This is a genomic window from Pseudomonas sp. S1(2024), from assembly GCF_046557535.1.
This window is the reverse complement of the sequence record NZ_JBKGFP010000047.1, coordinates 1-19,589: the sequence shown is the minus strand read 5'-3', so window position 1 is coordinate 19,589 and position 19,589 is coordinate 1. Positions and strand designations below refer to the sequence as shown.

The following is a 19,589-nucleotide window of genomic DNA, read 5'->3' as shown; positions in this document are numbered from 1 at the left end:
GGCCCCAGGTTCTCGACGGCATGCATACATTGCCGGGGCCGCTCTGCGGCCCTCCCTCCCCCCCCCCCCCCCCCCCCCCCCCCCCCCCCCCCCCCCCCCCCCCCCCCCCCCCCCCCCCCCCCCCCCCCCCCCCCCCCCCCCCCCCCCCCCCCCCCCCCCCCCGCTCCTACAGGCGATGGCATCAGCGCAAGACCTTTGCATTCAACAGCAGGAGCAACAATGAACAACCCACGCAAGATCGCCCTCCTGGCCGTGGCCATTGCCGCGCTTGGCCTCGGTGGCCTAGCCTGGACCGGCAACCTCGGCAACGCATCGAGCACTGAAGCCCGGCACGACGACCACGGCGAAGACACCCACGGCCACGGCGAGGAACAGGCCGGCGAAGGTCACGAAGAAGAGGCGGGCAAGCTGCACCTGTCCATCGCCCAGATCGAAGCTGCCGGTGTGCAACTGGCCGATGCCGGCCCTCGTGAACTGGGCACCGCCATCAGCTTCCCGGGTGAAATCCGCTTCGACGAGGATCGCACTGCCCACGTCGTGCCACGCGTGCCCGGTGTGGTCGAGTCGGTGCAAGCCGAACTGGGCCAGGCGGTCAAGCGTGGTCAGGTGCTGGCGGTAATCGCCAGCCAGCAGATTTCCGAGCTGCGCAGCGAACAACAGGCTGCCCAGCGCCGCCTGGAACTGGCGCGCCTGACCTTCCAGCGCGAACAGCAGCTGTGGCAGGAGCGGATCAGCGCCGAGCAGGATTACCTGCAGGCCCGTCAGGCGTTGCAGGAAGCAGAGATTGCCTTGGCCAACGCCCGGCAGAAGGTCGCCGCCGTGGGCCCGGCCGGTGCCGGCAACCGCTATGAACTGCGCGCGCCGTTCGATGCAGTGGTGGTGGAAAAGCACCTGACCGTGGGTGAGGTGGTCGATGAGACCAGCAATGCCTTCACCCTGTCTGACCTGAGCCGGGTCTGGGCCACCTTCGCCGTCGCCCCGCGCGACCTGGACAAGGTGACCACCGGCCGCAATGTCACGGTCAGCGCGCCGGACCTGGGTGCCCGGGTCGAGGGCAAGGTCAACTACGTCGGCAGCCTGCTCGGCGAGCAGAACCGTGCCGCCACTGTCCGCGCCACGCTGGCCAACCCCAACGGCGCCTGGCGCCCCGGGTTATTCGTCAACGTCGCGGTCAGCGTCGAACGCTTCAACGCCGCCGTGGTGGTACCAGAAAGCGCATTGCAATCCTGGGAAGAGCAGACCGTGGTGTTTGCCCGTACCGAGGAAGGCTTCGAGGCCCGCCCGGTGAAGGCCGGTCGCCGCGACGCCGGCCTGGTGGAAATCACCACCGGCCTTGCCGCCGGAACCCAGGTGGCCGCTGCCGGCAGCTTTGTCCTCAAGTCCGAGCTGGGCAAGGGCTCGGCCGAGCACAGCCATTGATCACGGGGACACCTGCATGTTCGAACGCCTGATCCAATTCGCCATCGAGCAGCGCCTGGTGGTGATGCTGGCCGTGGTCCTGATGGCCGCGGTGGGTATCCACAGCTACCAGAAACTGCCGATCGACGCTGTACCGGACATTACCAACGTCCAGGTGCAGATCAATACCGCCGCGCCCGGCTATTCGCCGCTGGAGACCGAGCAGCGCATCACCTTCGCCATCGAGACCGCCATGGCCGGCCTGCCCGGGCTCAAGCAGACCCGCTCGCTGTCGCGCTCGGGCCTGTCGCAGGTCACGGTCATTTTCGACGACGGCACCGACCTGTTCTTCGCCCGCCAACTGGTCAACGAGCGCCTGCAAGTGGCGCGTGAGCAGTTGCCCGCCGGCATCGAAGCGGGCATGGGGCCGATTTCCACCGGGCTGGGTGAAATCTTCCTGTGGACGGTGGAAGCCGAGCAGGGCGCGCTGAAGGAGGACGGCACACCCTACACCCCGACCGACTTGCGGGTAATCCAGGACTGGATCATCAAGCCGCAGTTACGCAACGTGCCCGGGGTGGCCGAGGTCAACAGCATCGGTGGCCATGCCAAGCAGTACCTGATTGCGCCGGAGCCCAAGCGCCTGGCAGCCTACAAACTCACCCTCAACGACCTGATCGCGGCGTTGGAGCGCAACAACGCCAACGTCGGCGCCGGCTACATCGAGCGCAATGGCGAGCAGTTGCTGATTCGCGCGCCAGGCCAGGTGGCGTCGGCCGAGGACATCGCCAATATCGTCATCTCCAGTGTCGATGGCACGCCAATCCGCGTCAGCCATGTTGCCCAGGTCGGCCTGGGCGAAGAGCTGCGCTCGGGCGCGGCCACCGAAAACGGCCGGGAAGTGGTGCTGGGCACGGTGTTCATGCTGATTGGCGAGAACAGCCGCACAGTGGCCCAGGCGGTCGCCGCCAAGCTGGTCGAGATCAACCGCAACCTGCCCAAGGGCGTGGTCGCGGTGACGGTGTACGACCGCACCAACCTGGTGGAAAAGGCCATCGCCACGGTGAAGAAGAACCTGGTCGAGGGCGCCATCCTGGTCATCGCCGTGTTGTTCCTGTTCCTGGGCAACATCCGCGCTGCATTGATCACCGCCATGGTCATTCCGTTGTCGATGCTGTTTACCTTCACCGGCATGTTCAGCAACAAGGTCAGCGCCAACCTGATGAGCCTGGGCGCACTGGACTTCGGCATCATCGTCGACGGCGCGGTGGTGATCGTGGAAAACGCCATCCGCCGCCTGGCCCACGCCCAGCAACGCCATGGCCGCATGCTGACCCGCACCGAGCGCTTTCATGAAGTGTTCGCTGCCGCCCGTGAGGCGCGCCGGCCGCTGATCTACGGCCAGCTGATCATCATGGTGGTGTACCTGCCGATCTTTGCCCTGACCGGGGTGGAGGGCAAGATGTTCCACCCTATGGCCTTTACCGTGGTCATCGCCCTGCTTGGTGCCATGATCCTCTCGGTCACCTTCGTGCCGGCGGCCATTGCCCTGTTCGTCACCGGCAAGGTCAAGGAAGAGGAGGGCCTGGTAATGCGCACGGCGCGTCGGCGTTATGCCCCGGTGCTGGCCTGGGTGCTGGGCCGGCGCAAGCTGGCATTCGCTGCCGCCGCTACCTTGGTGTTGTTGTCCGGGGTGATGGCCAGCCGCATGGGCAGCGAGTTCATCCCCAGCCTCAGCGAAGGCGACTTTGCCCTGCAGGCCCTGCGCGTGCCGGGCACCAGCCTGTCGCAGTCGGTCGACATGCAGCAGCGCCTGGAACAGGCGATCATCGCCCAGGTGCCGGAAGTGGAACGGGTGTTCGCCCGCACCGGCACCGCCGAGATCGCCTCCGACCCGATGCCGCCGAACATTTCCGACGCCTATGTGATGCTGCGTCCGCGTGAGCAATGGGGCGACCCGGGCAAGCCGCGTGATGAGCTGATCGCCGAGGTACAACGTGCCGCCGCCAGCGTGCCGGGCAGCAACCACGAGCTGTCGCAGCCGATCCAGCTGCGCTTCAACGAGCTGATTTCCGGGGTGCGCAGCGATGTGGCGGTGAAGCTGTTTGGTGATGACATGGACGTGCTCAACCGCACCGCAGCGCAGATCGCCAGCAGCCTGCAAGGCGTGCCGGGCGCGTCCGAGGTAAAGGTCGAGCAGACTACCGGCCTGCCGGTGCTGACCATCGATATCGACCGCGACAAGGCGGCCCGCCATGGCCTGAACGTGGGCGATGTGCAGGACGCCATTGCCATTGCCGTGGGTGGCCGCACGGCCGGCACGCTGTACGAAGGTGACCGCCGTTTCGACATGGTGGTGCGCCTTTCGGAAACCCTGCGCACCGATGTCGACGGGCTGGCCAGCCTGCTGATTCCGGTGCCGGCCAGTGCTGCTGCGGGTGCCGGGCAAATCGGCTTCATTCCGCTGTCGCAGGTAGCCACGCTGAACCTGCAGCTGGGGCCGAACCAGGTCAGCCGCGAGGATGGCAAGCGGGTGGTGGTGGTCAGTGCCAACGTGCGCGGGCGTGACCTAGGCTCGTTCGTCGAGGAGGCAGAACAGACGCTGATCCAGCAGGTGCAGATACCGCCGGGTTACTGGACCCGCTGGGGTGGCCAGTTCGAGCAGCTGCAGTCGGCGGCCGAGCGCCTGCAGGTGGTGGTGCCGGTGGCCTTGCTGTTGGTCATGGCGCTGTTGCTAATGATGTTCAACAACCTCAGGGATGGCCTGCTGGTGTTCACCGGCATCCCGTTCGCCCTTACCGGCGGGGTGCTGGCGCTGTGGTTGCGCGACATTCCGTTGTCCATATCCGCTGGCGTGGGGTTCATTGCCTTGTCGGGGGTGGCGGTGCTCAACGGGCTGGTGATGATCGCCTTTATCCGTGGCCTGCGGGAAGAAGGGCGCACGCTGCGGGCGGCAGTCGAGGAGGGTGCGCTGACGCGCTTGCGGCCGGTGCTGATGACGGCACTGGTGGCGTCGCTGGGGTTTATCCCGATGGCCTTGGCTACCGGGACCGGGGCCGAGGTGCAAAGGCCGCTGGCGACCGTTGTGATTGGCGGGATTCTGTCGTCCACCGCACTGACCTTGCTGGTGTTGCCTGCGTTGTATCAGTGGGCGTATCGGCGGGAAGAGGTGCAGGAGGGTTGAGCGTTTTGGGGCCGCTTTGCAGCCCTTCGCGGGCTTGCCCGCTCCCACAGGTGTGTCGCTGAACCCATGGTTTGCGCGATCCCTGTGGGAGCGGGCAAGTCCTCTTTTTTCTGTGGGTGTTTTTGTTTGTTTTTTTTTTTTGCTGTCCGGCCCCCCCCCCCCCCCCCCCGCGAAGGGCTGCAAAGCAGCCCCCAAAATATCAAACGGTACTACGGGCTCCGGGCCGCGCGCTCTCCGTTCCCGCCTCATCATGCAACGAAATCCGCGAAGTCTCCGGCAAGGCCAACCCACCCACCAACGCCACCAGCGCAATCACCACCAGGTAGAACGCCGGTGCCAGGCTGCTGCCGGTCTGCCCGATCAGCCAGGTCGCCACCAGCGGCGCAGTGCCGCCAAACAGCGTATAGGCCACGTTGTAGGTAATTGCCGAAGCGGTATAGCGGGTGCGGGTGGGGAAGCTTTCCGACAGCAATGCCGCCGTGACCACGCCACTGCACAGCGCTCCCACCGCCAGCAGGATCACTCCCAGCAGTGCACCGGGCATCGAGCCGGAACTGGCCAGCCAGTACGCGGGGAACACGCACAGCATCACCCACAGGCAGGTAAAGCCGATGGTCTTGCGTCGCCCCACGCGGTCCGAGAACGCTCCGGCCAGCGGGCAGCCGACTGCGGCGAACAGCAGGGCCACGGTGGTTACCAGCAGCGATTGCGCGCGGGTCAGGTTGCCGACCAGTTGCAGGTAGGTGGCGAAGTAGGTGGTGAACATGTAGAACGACAGCGCGGTCAGCGAAATGAAAGCCCCCAGGTTGCGGATAGCCCGGCCATGGTTGCGCAGGGTTTCCTTGAGCGGCGAATGTTCATGCTCCTTGCCTTGGGCGATGGCTTCGCGGAACGCCGGTGTTTCTTCCATGCGCCAGCGCAGGTACAGGCCGACCAGCCCCAACGGCGCAGCGATCAGGAACGGGATGCGCCAACCCCATGCATTCATCGCCTCGGCCGACAGGCTGGCTTCCAGGCCATAAGCGATCACCGCCGCGCCGGCAAAGGCGGAAAAGGTCGACACCGGCACGAAGCTGCCATAGAAGGCGCGCTTGTCGTTGGGCGCGTGCTCCATCAGGTAGGCGCAGGCCCCGGCATACTCGCCACCGGCAGAAAAGCCCTGCAGGCAGCGCGCCAGGGTCAGCAGCGCGGGGGCTGCCAGGCCGATGCTGGCGTAGGTCGGCAGCAGGCCGATGAGGGTAGTGGAGCCGGCCATCAGCAGGATGGTCAGCGACAGGATGCGCTTGCGCCCCAGGCGGTCACCCAGCGCGCCGAACACGATGCCGCCCAGCGGGCGCAGGGCGAAGGCCACGGCGAACACCGCAAAGGTCTTCAGCAAGGCCACGCTGGCGTCTTCGCTGGCGAAGAACTGGCTGGCGATCAGGGTTGCGAGAAAGCCGTAGACGGCGAAGTCGAACCATTCGACGAAATTGCCGATGGCCGAGGCGGCGATCACCCGGCGCAGGGTGGCGGGGGATACCTCGTGAGGTGTGGGCATGCGAGTGCTCTCCGGTTCCATTGGCAGGCATGATGAAAGTGGCGCTGTCGTGCAGCGCCATCATTGTTGTGCTTGCCAGTAGATCGCCGGGTGCTGGAGGACGCTTTGTCGAGGGCGACCTCAAGATACCTGATTCAACCGCGAGCTGTTCGCTTGGCACGGTCCACTGTGGGAGCGGCCTTGTGTCGCGAAAGGGCTGCGCAGCAGCCCCTCGATTGCAGCTTCGCCACTGACATCGCCGGGGCCGCTTTGCGGCCCTTTCGCGACGCAAGGCCGCTCCCACAAGAGCCAATGCAGGCCGGGATGTTCATGCAAGACAGGTCATGCGCTTAGAAACGCATGTCCAGCGCCAGTTCGAAGGTGCGCGGCGGCCCCATGTAGTACTGGCTGTTGTAGGCCTGCTTGGCATACACCTCGTCGGTCAGGTTGCGTACCCGACCGGTGAGCGTGGTGTGTTCATCCAGCCGGTAGCGGGCGAACGCGCCGAACAGGGTGTACGCCGGGGCCTTGAGGCTGTTGGCGTTGTCGGCATACACCGAGCCCACGTAGCGCCCGTCTGCCCCCACCGACCACGCCGGGGTCAGGCTGTAGGTCAGCCACAGGTTGGCGACGTTGGCCGGTACGTTCACCGGTGCGTTGCCCTTGCGCGATACCGACACGCCGTTGACCGCCTCGTTGAACTCGTCGTACTGCGCATCGACATAGGCATAGTTGGCCTCGGCCAGCAGCTTCGGCGTCACCTGCAGGCGCCCGGACAGCTCGACGCCGCGGGAGGTCTGCTGCCCTGCCTGGACCGTGAGGTTGGCGTCGTTGGAGTCGCGCACGGCAAAGTCCTTGCGCACGATCTGGTACAGCGCCAGCGTGGCCGCACCGCGCCCGTCGAGAAAGTCGAACTTGCTGCCCACTTCCCACTGCTCGCCCTTGGACAGGTCGAACATCCCGACGTTGGAATAGGTCGCCGCCGCCAGCGAGCCTGCCGGCAGGTCGGCAGAGGTACTGTACTGCGCATAGACGCTGGCGGACGGGGTCAGCGCATACGTCAGGCCGATACGCCCGGAAAGCGGTTCCCAGCGGCGTTCGAAGAACGCCGGCGAGGTTGGCGTCACTGCGCCGTAGTTGGTCACCTGCATGTCCAGGTAGTCGTAGCGCAGGGCGGTCAGCAGGGCCAGGCGTTCGGTGAGTTGCAGGCGGTTTTCGGCAAACACCGCGCGGTTGGTCACCTCGTGACGGCGTTGCTTGGTCAGGCCGGCATTCACCCCGGGGATGTCGTCGAAGCTGCCGGGGGCGAAGTGCTCGGCATCGACCACGTCGCTCCAGCTGCTCGAGGTGGGGTAGAGGGTCTGGCGCATGAGCGAGTACTCCAGCCCCAGCGACCACTGGCTGGCCAGGCCGAACAGCTGGTTGTCGTGGCGCAGCTCGATGCGGTCGCCCAGCAGGTTCTGGTCGTGGCGCTGCAGGTAAGGGCTGCTGCGTCGTACCTTGCCATCGCTGGTGTAGCTGTAGCGTTCGAGGTTGCGGTAGTCGCGCTGGGCGTTGTAGTGGTACAGCGTGTTCTGCACGCTGGTGCTGTCGCTGAGCTGGTAGTCGAGGATCGAGCGTAGCCAGCGTACCCGCTGCTCATAGCGCCCGTCGCCGACGTTGTAGTTTTCGAAGCGACGGCTGTTGTCGATCTTCATCGTGCTGCGCCCGGGCAGGATCGGCGAGCCCCAGTAAGGGCTGTCTTCGCGGTCTTCCTGGTATTCCAGGGCCAGGGTGTGGGTGAGGTTGGGCGTGAGGTCGCTCAGCAACGAAAAAGCCAGGCTGTCTGTGTGCCGTTCGTTGCGGTCGATGTAGCCGTTGCCATGCCCGCGGCTGAAGTCCAGGCGCATGAAGTGGTGGGCATCGGCGGGGTTGCTGGCCAGAGCCTGGTTGATGCCGAACGCCACTTCGCTGTCGTCGAAGCTGCCATGGCGGATACGGCCGTCGATGGTCTGCTGATCGCGGCTGGCCAACTTGGTGATGTAGTTGATCGAGCCGCCGACAGCACCGGCACCATGCAGGAACGACGACGGGCCGCCAATCAATTCGACGCGGTCGAGTACCCAGGCATCCACTGGCCGGGTGGCGCTGCTGTAGCCCAGGTTGATGCCGTTGTACAACTGGGTGACCTGGTTCTGGGTGAAGCCGCGGTAGGCGACGAAGCCGCCAAAGCCCGGGTTGGCCGAGGCGTTGACGCCGGTCATGGCGTTGATCACGTCCTGGCTGTCCTTGGCGCCGCGCTCTTCGATCAGGCGGCGGTCCGAGACACTGACCGAGGCTGGCGTTTCCCGCGCGGTGAGGCCCAGGCGCGAGCCAGTGCGGATCGGCTCGTCCAGTTGCACGCCGCTGGCGGCGTCGCGTTCACCGTCGATGGTGGTGGCGCTCAGTTCTACCGGGGCAGCATCCGCCCAGGCAAGGTTGCAGGTGCCCATGAGGAGCACCAGGGAGGTTTTGCGAAGCATGTTGGTGTGTCTTCCACGCAAAGGTCATGGCTGACCGCGAACGCGCACAGTCAGGCGCGCCCGGCTGAGGTCAGGCGAAATGAGGTACGGCTGCGGGGAAGGTGGCAGGGGAGGCGCGGGGGTTGAGGGCGGGGCGTTGATAACGCGGCGGCGGTTGCGCCCAGCTGCGCACCACGATGGGCGAGGTGGCCACGGCTTGCGCCGGGGTGAACGACCAGCCGCTGCTGCTGAGCGGCACGGCCAGGCCGAACGAGGAGCACACCGGGCAATCGAGCTGGGCCATGTGCTGGTCGCCGCCAGCGCCTTCCAGGTCGATGGCTACGCCGTGTTCGCTGTTGATCGAGCAGAAACCGCCTTCCAGGCCGGCCAGGCGCAGGCCACCCATCTTGCCATGGTGCAGGCCACACAGAACCAGGCTGAACAGGACGCTGGCGTAGAGCGTCCAGGCGGTCAGCGTGCGGGTGTGCCGGGTGGTTTTCATGGCGGCGAATCTACCACCCGGACGAACGGTCGGGTAGTGCTTCGGCCTTGATATTTTTGCGGCGCTTTGCGCCCCAGGGTTCTGTCAGGCCGCACGCTCCAGTACATCCAGCAAATCGACGAACTCCAGCGCCAATTTGTGCCGCGGCGCCAGGTGCACTAGCGGCACCGAGGCATGGTGCGACTCACGCATCTTGATCGAATGGCTAAGGTATACCGGCAGCACCGGCATGCCCTCGCTGCGCAATTGCTCGACCAGGGTCTGGTGCAGTGCGGTGCGCTCGGCGAACTGGTTGACCACAACACCTTCCACCAGCAGCGCCGGGTTGTGGTCCTGGCGCAGTTCTTCGACCTCGGCCATGACGTTGTGCAGGGCCTGGCGCGAGAAACTGTCGCAGTCGAACGGAATCAACAGCCGCTCGGCTGCTACCAGCGCGCTGAAGGTATAGAAGTTGAGCGCCGGTGGTGTGTCGATGTAGATCCGCTCGTAGTCCTCGCCCAGCTCCACCAGCAGCTTGCGCAGCTTGTTGATCTTGAACTTGCGATCCAGCTTGCCTTGCAGGTCGCTGAGGTCGGGGCTGGCGGTGACCAGGTGCAGGTTGCGGTAGCGGGTCTCGGTGATCGCCACCCGGTGCTTCTTGCCGGCAGCGGTGACCGGCGACAAGGTCTGGCGGAAGAAATCGGCGATGCCGGAAGGAATGGCGTCATTGACCAGCCCGGTCAGGTAGTAGGTGGCATTGGCCTGCGGGTCGAGGTCAACCAGCAAGGTCCGATAGCCTTCGGCGGCACTGGCTGCGGCCAGGTTGCAGGCGATGCTGGACTTGCCGACGCCACCTTTCTGATTGAAAACCACACGACGCATCAGACGTTCATCCATGAAGTGAAAATGTCAGGTTGGGGTCAATCCTATGACTGAAACAAGACAGTTTCATGACAATGAATGTTACAACCTGCCCATTCATTATTGTTTGTTCCGGCCCTTTCGCGGGCATGCCCGCTCCCACAGGAACTCTGTTGCCCCCAAGGGTGGCGCATCATCTGTGGGAGCGGGCGTGCCCGCGAAAGGGCCGGAACAGGCAAGCAAGGGCGTTCAGGCAACAGCCACCCGATTGCGCCCCTCCTGCTTGGCCCGGTAAAGCGCCCGGTCAGCCTCGCTGAACGCATCCCCCGGTTCGCTCTCGGCCTCGCCATCCCAATGCGCCACCCCCAGCGACACCGTCACCGCGCCCACCGGCTCCACCGGCGTATCCTGCACCGTTAGCCGCAGCCGCTCGGCCACCGCTGCCGCAACGTCCAGGCTAGCCCCTGGCAGCAGCATCAGGAACTCCTCGCCGCCGGTGCGGCACAGCAGGTCACCCTCGCGGCAGCAGCGGCGCATCAGCTCCGCCAACCGGCGCAACACCTGATCACCCACCTCGTGCCCGTGGCAGTCGTTTACCCGCTTGAAATGGTCGACATCCAGCACGATGGCCGCAAACGCCCGGCCCTCGGCTTCCAGCAGCGAAAGGCTGAACTCCAGGCTGCGGCGGTTGCCCAGGCCGGTCAGCGGGTCGGTCTGGGCGTCGCGATTGAGCCGACCGATGCGCTCATGCAGCAGGTTCAGCCCGAACAGCAGCGCACGCTTCAACTCGGCCGCCTCGAAATACCAGGCCGGTACCCGATGCAGGCGTTCGGCAGTGCCGGCCCGATCCATCGAGCGGGCGCCGGCGGCCAGCTGCCACAGCGGCCGAGCGATGGTCATGGCCAGCCACCACAGCAGCATGCTGCCCACGAGTGCCAACGGCGCCGAGGTGCCGACCACGTTGAGGATCAGATGGCTCAGTGGCATCACCGTCTGGGTCAGCGGCTGCTGTGCCACCACGCCCCAACCGGCGCTGGGCACGGTGGCGTATCCGGCGAGCATTTCCACGCCGAGGCTGTTGGTCAATTGCCGGGTACCATTGCCCAGGCCCGCCAGCTGGTCGATCAGTGCATTGCCCTCAACCACCGTACCCACCCGCTGACTGTCGGGGTGGTAAAGCAGACGGCGGTTGCGGTCGACCACGTACAGGTAGGAACCGTCCTTGTAGAAATGCTCGCCCAGCAGGCTGTTGAGAATGTTGTGTTCACGCAGGTACAGGCTGCCGCCGACATACCCCAGGTAGCGGCCGTTGCTGTCGTAAATGGGTTGCGACAGCGCCACCACCAGGTTGTTGGCCGCCGAAATGTAGGGCGTCGACACCAGTGGGCGGCGCGCCTGTAGCGCCTCCTGGACACCGGGAGAATGCATGTGCCTGCCGACCAGGTGCCGCAAGGGGGCGGGAGAAACCGCCAGCAGCACCCCGTTGGCATCGATCACGAACGTGGAATTGAAGGCCATGCTCTGGCTCAGGACACGCTCGGCCTCCGCCTGCAGGGCGACGGCGTCACCCAGCTGGCGGCCTTGCACGCCCGCGCTGAACGACAGCTGTTGCAAGGCGTTGCCGATAAAAGTCTCGGTAATGCTGGCCAGCTTCATCGCATACACCCGGTTGGCTTCCAGGGCGTGGTCGATCAGCAATTGGCGTTGCACCCGGTAGCTGGCGAAATAGCTGGCGCACAGCATCACCACGGCGGTAAGGGCGCAAAGCACCAGAATGAGTGTGCGTAGATCCAGGCGCAGTCCGTGCTTGGTGTGTGGCAATCCTGACCTCGAGTGATCAAAAACCGGCTACGAAATGTTGGCAACATTACGCGTTATGGGCGCAGTGGGGAACTGCGTTCAGGAGCCTGCGTTTTCCAGCGCGTCCAGCTCGTCTTCAACCTGTTGCATGCGCTGCTGCGCCAAGGCCTGCACCTTTGCGTCGCGGGCCGATTCGCGCATCAGGGCAGTGAGCTTCTCGCTCAGGCGTTTGCCGGCCTCGGTGTCTTCCAGGGCGCGGGCCTTCGCCGGGTCCTGGGTGGCCTCGATGATGGTGGCGAACTCGGCATCGCTGAAGTTCTTTTCGCTGTACAGGCGGAACAGGTCCTGGCGCTGGTCCTCGACCGTCAGGTGCTTGCGCAGCACGCCCTGGATGGTCGCCTGCGACAGCTGCGGGTGCGTGCGGCCGAGCAGCGCGGCCATGCGCTCGATGTTGTGCGTGTAGGCATCCTGCAGCGGCAGCTGGGCCAGGATCTGTTCTTCGCGGGAGGGTTTCTGGTCGCAGGCGGTGAGGGCTGCAGTCAGCAGCAGGGGCAACAGCAACTTCTGGAGGCGAGGCATGGTGTGGCCTGGTTGGGCAGTGAGTGCTGCCGATTATACGGCAGTTGTGGTCGCCTGATGGATTTTGCGGGCCGCTGTGCGGCCCATCGCGACACAAGGCCGCTCCCACAAGGCCGTCACAGGTTTCTGAAGGTGCATTGCACCTGTGGGAGCGGCCTTGTTTGCACCTGTGGGAGCGGCCTTGTGTCGCGAAAGGGGCGCGCAGCGGCCCCAGGATTTTTCAGGTCACGCGAAACATCAGAACCCACCCCCCAACGGCCATTCCACCGCCAAGCGTATCTGGTCCCCATCCAGCTCCGCCTGTGCCGTATTGCCCCGATGCACGTTATGCCGCAGCGAAAACGCGGTGCCTTTGGCCTTGCCGCTCTGCACCACATACCGTGCCTCCAGGTCGCGCTCCCAATGCTTGCCCCCCTTGCCATACCCCAGGTAGGCATACCCTCCCGCAGGGTCGACATGGGTACCGTCGATATCGAACCCGCGCACGTACAACGCCGTCAGGTTCAACCCCGGCACGCCGTAGGCGCCCATGTTCAGGTCATAGCGCGCCTGCCACGACTTTTCGTTCGGCGCGTTGAAGTCCGACATCTGCACCGCGTTGGCAATGAAGATCGCCCCTCGCGTCACGTAGTCGAATGGCGTGTTGCCGTCCACCTGCTGCCAGCCCAGGCTGAAACCGTGCGGCCCATGGTCGTAACGCGTGACCAGGCTCCAGGTGGTGTTGTCGATGCGCCCGGACAGCGCCTTGCCGGTGTCGGTGGTGCGGTAAAGGTTGAGGTCGAGGGTGAGGCTGCGGCGCTCATCCAGGGCATGGCTTAGGGTGCTGCCCAGGTAATGCTGGTTCCAGCTGTCCTGGTAACGTGAGGTGTACAGGCTGCCGCTGAAGGCGGCGCCGGGGTTCCACACCACGCCGGCCAGGTCGAAGCTGTTGCCTTGGCGGCCATTGGAGTAGTTCACCACGAAGCCTTGGTCGTGGCTGGAAGCATTGCGGTCGGCGTTTTCGTTGAAGTGCCCGGCCACCAGCCTGAGGTGGTCGAACTCGGTGCTGTCAAGGAAGAACCCGGTCGCTGTCTCGGGTAGCAGGCGGCTGTCGGATGAACTGAACACCGGGGTCTTGACCCGTTGTTCACCGTAGGACAGCACGGTATCGGCCATGCGCAGTTTCAATGCTGCGCCGGCACGGCTGTATTCGTTCTTCGGGTGCCCCTCGTTATCCACCCCGAGCAAGCGTGCCTTGCCCACGCGCCCGCCACCGCTGTCGAGTTGCACGCCCAGGTAAGCGTGGGCGTCGACCCCGACACCGATCAGCCCCTGGGTGAAACCGGACCGGAAGGTGCCCATCAGGCCATAGGCCCATTCCTCGGCCTTGCCGCTACGTTCATCGCGCGGCTTGTAGGCGTTGCGCCCGGCACTGTTGCGCCCGCCATGCTTGTAGTCGCGCTGGTCGAATACGCTGCGGTTGAGCAGGCTCCAGCGGCCATCCTCGACAAAACCGTTGCTTTGCGATTGGGCGGAGTCGGCCAGCGCAGGGGGCGCGAGCAGGGCGCTGGCGAGCAGCAGGGCGACAGGGCGCGGCATAGGCAGAACTTCCTGTTCAGGGGGCGCGCAAACGCAGGATGTGCGCGCCGTCGAAGGGGTCGATGAGGTAGTGGGCATGCACGCCGAAAGTGTTCAGCAGGCGCTCGGGGGTGAGCACCTCCAGCGGTTTGCCGAGGGCGACCAGGCGGCCCTTGTCGAGCACCGCGACGCGGTCGCAGGTGAGCGCCTGATTGAGGTCGTGCAGGGCCACCAGGGTGGTTACCGGCAGGGCCTGCACCTGTTGCAACAGGCTCAGCTGGTGCTGGATATCCAGGTGGTTGGTCGGCTCGTCCAGCAGCAGCACCTGCGGCCGCTGTGCCAGGGCACGGGCGATGTGCACGCGCTGGCGCTCGCCACCGGACAGCGACCCCCACAGGCGTGCGCGCAGGTGCAGGGCGTCGAGGTCGGCCAGAGCCTGCTCGACGATCGCGCGGTCTTCTCCGGAGAACGGCGCCAGCGCTGACAGCCAGGGGGTACGGCCCAGGGCAACGGCATCGAACACGCTGATCGCATCGAGGGTGTCGGCCTGCTGTTCGACCAGCGCCAAGGCCTGGGCGACACGGCGGCGGGGCAACCGTGCCAGCGGTTCGCCCAGCAACTGCACGCTGCCGTTGCCTGGCTTGCGCAGCCCGGCCAGCACCTTCAGCAGCGAGGACTTGCCGGAACCGTTGGGGCCGACGATGCCCAGGGTTTCACCGGCGACAACACCTAGTTCGATATCACTGAGCACGGTGTTGCCGGCCAGTTGCAGCCCCAGGTTCTGGCAACTCAAGGGGGCCAGCTGTAGCGCCGTCATGACCGTCATGGGCGCCCCCGGCGGCTGACCAGGATCAGCGCGAAGACCGGTGCGCCGAGCAGCGCCGTGACTACGCCCACGGGGATCACCTGGCCAGGGATCAAGATGCGCGACAGGATGTCGGCGGCAATCAGGAACAGTGCCCCGCCCAGTGCGCTGGCGGGCAGCAGGCGGCTGTGCCCGGGGCCGAGCAGCAGGCGCAGGGCATGGGGGATCACCAGCCCGACAAAACCGATGGCGCCGACGATGGACACCATCACGGCGGTCACCAGCGCCGCGCAGCTGATCAGCAGCAACTGGGTACGCCGCACCGGGATGCCCAGCGACGCCGCCGAGTCGGCACCGAAGGTGAAGGCATCCAAGGCACGGCGATGCCACAGGCACACCAACAGCCCGAACAGTACAACTGGCACGGCCAGCCACACCGAAGGCCAACGTACGCCACTGAGGTTGCCCAGCAGCCAGAACAGGATGCCGCGCGCCTGCTCGGCGGTGGCCGACATGGTGATGAGGAAGGCGGTAAGGGCGTTGAACAGTTGCGAGCCGGCGATCCCGGCAAGGATCACCTGGGCATTGTTGCTGCTGGGGCCGGCTGCCCGGGCCAGCAACAGTACCAAAGCGAACGCTGCCAGGGCACCGATGAACGCACCGCCGGACATGCTCAGCGCCAGGCTGCCGAAGCCCAGCAGGCCCACCAGCACCGCACCGGTCGAGGCGCCGGCAGACAGCCCCAGCAGGTAAGGCTCGGCCAACGGGTTGCGCAACAGTGCCTGGAGGATCACGCCGCAGGTGGCCAGGCCGGCGCCGCAGGCCGCGGCAACCAGGGTGCGGGGCAGGCGGTAGTTCCAGACGATGCCGACGTCGATCGGGTCGGCCGGGTAGCCGGCCTGCCACAGGTGGTTGGCCAGTACCTGGCCGACCACGCCGGGCGACAGGTTGGTTTCGCCGATGGCGGTGCCGGCCAGCAGGGCCGCCAACAGGGCGGCCAGGGCAACGGCGATGCAGGGTAGCAGGCGCATCATCACGGGGCTGCTTTGCCGCTGGCGAAGGCGGCGGCCAGCGTCTGCAGGCCGCTGAACAAGCGAATGCCGGCCTGCATGGCGTCGGCGTCGAGGATTATGATGCGGTCGTGCTTCACCGCGTCCATGTTGCGCGTCACCGGGTCGCTACGCAGGAATGCCAGCTTCTTCTGGTAGTCGTCGGCGGGGTAGCGGCGGCGGTCCATGCGGGCAATGATCAGCCAGGTGGGGTTGGCCTTGGCCAGGGTTTCCCAGCCTACGGTCGGCCATTCTTCGCTGGACTCGACCACGTTGCGCACGCCAAGGGTGCGCAGCATGAAATCGGCGACCCCCTGGCGGCCCGCCACATAGGGGTCGATGTGCAGATCGGCGCTGGAGAACCAGAACAGCGCCGAGGTGGCGGACAGGTCCTTGTCGGCCAGTTGCGCCTTGGCACTGTCCAGGCGGCCTCTGAGCTCGGCATTCAGGGCCGTGCCACGGTCCTGCACGTCGAAGATTGCCGCCAGCTGGCTGACGCTCTTGTAGAGGGTGTCGACCTGAAACGCCTGCAGGCGAGTACCGTCGGCACCCACCAGGTTGTCCTTGCCTTCGCAGTCCGATGGCAGCAGGTAGGTGGGGATGCCCAGTTCATCGAACTGTTCGCGGGTGGCGACCGCCCCCTGGGCACCGACCATCCATTCGAACTGCACCGTCACCAGTTGCGGGCGTTTGCCCACTACCGCCTCGAAGCTGGGCTCGTTGTCGGCCAGGCGCGGCACCTTGGCGTTCTGCACCTGATACTCGGGCAGCACATTGTTGAACCACAGCGAGGTGGCCGCCAGTTTGTCGCCCAGCCCCAGCGCGTAGAGCATCTCGGTACTGGCCTGGCCAATGGTGACCGCGCGTTGCGGTGCCTGGGCGAAGGTTTGCGGCTTGCCGCAGTTGTCGACCGTCAGCGGGTAGTGGGTGGCAGCAGCCTGGGCCAGGCCGGTAAGGCCGAGGCCGGCGAGCAGGGTGGCAAAACGGGGCAGCATGCTGGGCGATCTCCTATCGGACAGTTCGGGTGAGGAACGCACGGACAGGCATCGCCGAGCCCCAGCTGGCGGCAGGGGCAACACTGATGGCCAATCCCGGACACCCCGCCGGTTGGTGAATGTGGGCCGGCAGGTCTCCTGACTGGTGCGTCATGGCCTGGCTCCGGCCTTCCCGGGTTCGTGGCCCAGTGGCATTGATGGAGCAGGCTCGGCACCTACAGTTGCGGGGGCAGTTCCGTTTGGCCCGAACTGGCGGGCCTGGGATTCCCTATTGATTCCGTGGTGGAAACCGGCGGCCGGCATGGTAGACCATCGTGCCGCCGGGTGAAAACGCTTTTCAGAAGTACTTCAGCCAGGTGATGTCGCGCCGCCGCGCCTTCAGGCGGGCGAACCAGCGCACCGGCAGGTACAGCGAAACTGCCAGCAGCACTGCCCCCAGCCACACCGCGGCGATGCCATCGAAGCCGAAGTAGTCGCCATGGTTGCGGCCGAACAGCGCCACGCTGGCCAGGTACAGCAGCTTCAGTACATACAGGTGCAGCAGGTAGAAGAACATCGGTGCCGCGCCGAACACTGCCAGGGCACTGATCCAGCGGGCCTGGCCGGCGCGTTCGAAGGCGCGCAGCAACAGCAGGCCACAGCCCAGGGTCAGGGCCAGGAACAGCAGCGATGGCGGGTACTTGGTGATGTTGAAGAAGCTCATCAGGGTTTGCGAGACGGTTGGGTAAACGCTCCACGGCGCCTCGCCGTAGCCGTTGACCAGGCGCAGCACGACAAAGCCCAGCAGCGCGATCAGCCCGGCCAGCAGCAGGCGATGCTGGCGTTGGCCGGCCTCGCTCGCGCGGGCGAACCAAGGGCCCAGGCCGTAGCCCAGGGCGATGACACCGATCCACGGCAGCACCGGGTAAGAGGTGCGCAGGCGCAGGTTTTCGGAGAACTCCAGCCAACCCCGGTCATGCAAAATCGCCCATGGCACATGCAGGGCGGATTCGACCCCGAAGTGCAGGCCATCGAGCAGGTTGTGGCCGGCGATGATGATTGCGCCCACGGCGATCAGGGCGGCACGTGGCAACCACACCAGCAGCGACAGGGCGATCATGCTCACGCCGATGGCCCAGATCACTTGCAGGTAGATGACGCTGGGCGGCAGCTGGAAGGTCCAGGCGAAGTTGACCAGGGTGAATTCCAGCACCACCAGGAACAGCCCGCGCTTGAACAGGAACGCCGAGACATCGCCGCGGCCCTGGTGTTTCTCGCCGTACAGCCAGGCTGAAAGGCCGGTCAGCAAGACGAACACCGGCGCGCACAGGTGGGCCAGGGTGCGGCTGAAGAACAGCGTGGGCTCGGTGGTATCAATGGCCATCGGGTCACTGACCTGGCGGTGCAGAAAGAAGGTTTCACGAACGTGGTCCAGGAGCATGAACAGGATTACCAGGCCGCGCAGGGCGTCGATGCTCTGCAGGCGCTGGGTGAGCAGGGTGGGGGTGGCACTGGCGCTTGTCATGGGAGGTCGCTGATAGGAATGGATGTCAACTGAAACGTTATCTTATAACTAAATGGTGGTGAGTTGGTAACTGTTTTTGTGGGGCCTGTACCGGCCCTTTCGCGGGCTTGCCCGCTCCCACAGGAAGTTCACCCATTCTGAAATCTGTGCAGTACCTGTGGGAGATTCTATGGTTTTCAGCAAGCCAGTTTCCCGCCTTTGGTGACGTATTCGTCCTGATTTTTCATCAGGGCGAATGCCACCCGCGCGAGCTTTCTTGCCAGGATTACCAAGGCTTGTTGCCAGGATTACCAAGGCTTGGGTTGTTGCTTTACCGCTGCTCCGATGCTGTTCGTAAAGCCCTTTCCAGGCTGCCGATCTGCTGGCCGCCATCGCAGCGTTGTGCAATAAGCGACGAATTTCTGAACAACCTCGCTTGGTGAGGCGACGTCGCCCATTTTTCTGTCCGGAATCACTGACTCGTAAATCCATTCCTAGGAATGCAATGTACGAGTCACTGCTTTTGAACTCGCCCCTTATAAAAACCATCACCAATGCTGCGGCGGTGAGAAAACCAATGCCCTCTACTGCCTGGCAGCGAGCGACTTGTTCCTGCAGCCCAGCTTCTCGCAGTACTTCTTTAATCTTCTTTTGAATCAACTGATCCAGCCGATCTATCGACTTCACAAAAGTTTCGAAGGCGGCTTTCAAAAGGCTTTCGTTAGCCCAGCTCTGAGTCATTGCAGTACGAGTAGTCACCAAGAGGGCTCTGCGTCGCAAGAGGCTCTGAAGCTTGCCGTAGACAGCGGGAGGCGGGCTCCAAGGGCGAAGGTCCTCGCCCTCATTTTTTAAAAAACGGGACAGCAACCGCGCATCTGAGGGGTCGGTTTTAACCCGTCCTCCAACACTTTTCCGGTAGTTGCTCAATTGAAAACCATCGATGACATAGACCTCGAAGCCTAGGCTGTGGGCCAATTCAACCAGGTCCAAGTGATAGACATTGGTCGCCTCAACAGCGATAGCGGTGTTGAGGGATTGTTGCTTGAGCCACCTTCTGATCTCGAGTTTGGAGTTTTTCAGCCTGATGATCTCGTCACGATCATCGTGGTGGATAACCAGCTCAGCTTTCGCGACATCCGCACCCACGATCAACTTACCTACCTGCATTGCCATGGGCGGCTCCTCACGTTATGGTTTTTCGGCTTGAAGGGGTTTCACCAAGAGGCGCTGGCTTGCTTCTATCGTCGCTTGCAAACGATGCATTCTTTATCGGCGCTTTGGTGGAAGGGGTGGGGCGATGTCTCCCACGGTCTGTACTGCTGTGAACAGTCAGATTCGGGCATTTAGTCCCACCACCCCTTCAAGTCTAACCATACAAGCGGGCAAGCCCGCGAAGAGGCC

Annotated in this window: 13 protein-coding genes, 1 pseudogene and 1 riboswitch; of the genes and pseudogenes, 2 read left to right on the top strand and 12 right to left on the bottom strand. The window is 64.7% G+C overall.

All coding sequences use genetic code 11. The annotated features are described in order from the left end of the window. Positions 1-219 precede the first annotated feature (219 nt). Positions 220-1,419, top strand: a complete 1,200-nt coding sequence (locus ACLCGK_RS12960; protein ID WP_410952144.1) for an efflux RND transporter periplasmic adaptor subunit — start codon at positions 220-222, stop codon at positions 1,417-1,419. Between the two features lie 16 nt (positions 1,420-1,435). Beyond that, complete coding sequence (locus tag ACLCGK_RS12955) at positions 1,436-4,582, top strand: efflux RND transporter permease subunit (RefSeq protein ID WP_410952143.1); 3,147 nt, start codon at positions 1,436-1,438, stop codon at positions 4,580-4,582. Between the two features lie 199 nt (positions 4,583-4,781). Here the strand turns inward: ACLCGK_RS12955 and ACLCGK_RS12950 are convergent, their stop codons facing one another. From ACLCGK_RS12950 to ACLCGK_RS12895, 12 genes and pseudogenes are all read right to left on the bottom strand, one after another. Then, on the bottom strand, positions 4,782-6,119 hold the full coding sequence (locus tag ACLCGK_RS12950) for an MFS transporter (protein WP_410952142.1): 1,338 nt from the start codon (positions 6,117-6,119) through the stop codon (positions 4,782-4,784). A gap of 329 nt (positions 6,120-6,448) precedes the next feature. Then, on the bottom strand, positions 6,449-8,599 hold the full coding sequence (locus tag ACLCGK_RS12945; protein ID WP_410952141.1) for a TonB-dependent receptor: 2,151 nt from the start codon (positions 8,597-8,599) through the stop codon (positions 6,449-6,451). Between the two features lie 70 nt (positions 8,600-8,669). After that, positions 8,670-9,080: a DUF2946 family protein gene (locus ACLCGK_RS12940; RefSeq protein ID WP_410952140.1), complete on the bottom strand. Its 411-nt coding sequence runs from the start codon at positions 9,078-9,080 to the stop codon at positions 8,670-8,672. Between the two features lie 84 nt (positions 9,081-9,164). After that, entirely contained in the window at positions 9,165-9,941 is a 777-nt protein-coding gene (locus ACLCGK_RS12935; protein ID WP_410952139.1) for a ParA family protein, read from the bottom strand. 228 nt (positions 9,942-10,169) lie between these two features. After that, a complete protein-coding gene (locus ACLCGK_RS12930; protein ID WP_410952138.1) occupies positions 10,170-11,741 on the bottom strand; it encodes a diguanylate cyclase in 1,572 nt (523 codons plus the stop codon). 78 nt (positions 11,742-11,819) lie between these two features. Next, positions 11,820-12,299 (bottom strand): hypothetical protein, encoded by a 480-nt coding sequence (locus ACLCGK_RS12925; protein WP_410952137.1) that lies wholly within the window; start codon positions 12,297-12,299, stop codon positions 11,820-11,822. A 237-nt stretch (positions 12,300-12,536) separates the two neighbouring features. Further along, the gene (locus ACLCGK_RS12920; RefSeq protein ID WP_410952136.1) at positions 12,537-13,877 is read right to left on the bottom strand and encodes an OprD family porin; all 1,341 of its coding nucleotides are present in this window, start codon (positions 13,875-13,877) and stop codon (positions 12,537-12,539) included. 16 nt (positions 13,878-13,893) lie between these two features. After that, positions 13,894-14,682, bottom strand: a complete 789-nt coding sequence (locus ACLCGK_RS12915) for an ABC transporter ATP-binding protein (protein WP_410952135.1) — start codon at positions 14,680-14,682, stop codon at positions 13,894-13,896. After that, complete coding sequence (locus tag ACLCGK_RS12910; RefSeq protein ID WP_410952134.1) at positions 14,679-15,695, bottom strand: FecCD family ABC transporter permease; 1,017 nt, start codon at positions 15,693-15,695, stop codon at positions 14,679-14,681. Before ACLCGK_RS12910 ends, ACLCGK_RS12915 begins: the two co-directional genes overlap by 4 nt. Further along, entirely contained in the window at positions 15,695-16,705 is a 1,011-nt protein-coding gene (locus ACLCGK_RS12905) for an ABC transporter substrate-binding protein (RefSeq protein ID WP_410952133.1), read from the bottom strand. Before ACLCGK_RS12905 ends, ACLCGK_RS12910 begins: the two co-directional genes overlap by 1 nt. A gap of 110 nt (positions 16,706-16,815) precedes the next feature. Then, a riboswitch (cobalamin riboswitch) is annotated at positions 16,816-17,014 on the bottom strand. Positions 17,015-17,042: 28 nt separating this feature from the next. After that, positions 17,043-18,209: a DUF1624 domain-containing protein gene (locus ACLCGK_RS12900; protein WP_410952132.1), complete on the bottom strand. Its 1,167-nt coding sequence runs from the start codon at positions 18,207-18,209 to the stop codon at positions 17,043-17,045. 176 nt (positions 18,210-18,385) lie between these two features. Next, positions 18,386-19,361: pseudogene (locus tag ACLCGK_RS12895) on the bottom strand (IS110 family transposase). Positions 19,362-19,589: the final 228 nt, after the last annotated feature.

Excerpts from the sequence above, each read along its gene's own strand:
- ACLCGK_RS12960 (WP_410952144.1), top strand. The coding sequence starts at position 220 with ATGAACAACCCACGCAAGATCGCCCTCCTGGCCGTGGCCATTGCCGCG.
- ACLCGK_RS12955 (WP_410952143.1), top strand. The coding sequence starts at position 1,436 with ATGTTCGAACGCCTGATCCAATTCGCCATCGAGCAGCGCCTGGTGGTG.
- ACLCGK_RS12950 (WP_410952142.1), bottom strand. The coding sequence starts at position 6,119 with ATGCCCACACCTCACGAGGTATCCCCCGCCACCCTGCGCCGGGTGATC.
- ACLCGK_RS12945 (WP_410952141.1), bottom strand. The coding sequence starts at position 8,599 with ATGCTTCGCAAAACCTCCCTGGTGCTCCTCATGGGCACCTGCAACCTT.
- ACLCGK_RS12940 (WP_410952140.1), bottom strand. The coding sequence starts at position 9,080 with ATGAAAACCACCCGGCACACCCGCACGCTGACCGCCTGGACGCTCTAC.
- ACLCGK_RS12935 (WP_410952139.1), bottom strand. The coding sequence starts at position 9,941 with ATGCGTCGTGTGGTTTTCAATCAGAAAGGTGGCGTCGGCAAGTCCAGC.
- ACLCGK_RS12925 (WP_410952137.1), bottom strand. The coding sequence starts at position 12,299 with ATGCCTCGCCTCCAGAAGTTGCTGTTGCCCCTGCTGCTGACTGCAGCC.
- ACLCGK_RS12920 (WP_410952136.1), bottom strand. The coding sequence starts at position 13,877 with ATGCCGCGCCCTGTCGCCCTGCTGCTCGCCAGCGCCCTGCTCGCGCCC.
- ACLCGK_RS12915 (WP_410952135.1), bottom strand. The coding sequence starts at position 14,682 with ATGACGGTCATGACGGCGCTACAGCTGGCCCCCTTGAGTTGCCAGAAC.
- ACLCGK_RS12910 (WP_410952134.1), bottom strand. The coding sequence starts at position 15,695 with ATGATGCGCCTGCTACCCTGCATCGCCGTTGCCCTGGCCGCCCTGTTG.
- ACLCGK_RS12905 (WP_410952133.1), bottom strand. The coding sequence starts at position 16,705 with ATGCTGCCCCGTTTTGCCACCCTGCTCGCCGGCCTCGGCCTTACCGGC.
- ACLCGK_RS12900 (WP_410952132.1), bottom strand. The coding sequence starts at position 18,209 with ATGACAAGCGCCAGTGCCACCCCCACCCTGCTCACCCAGCGCCTGCAG.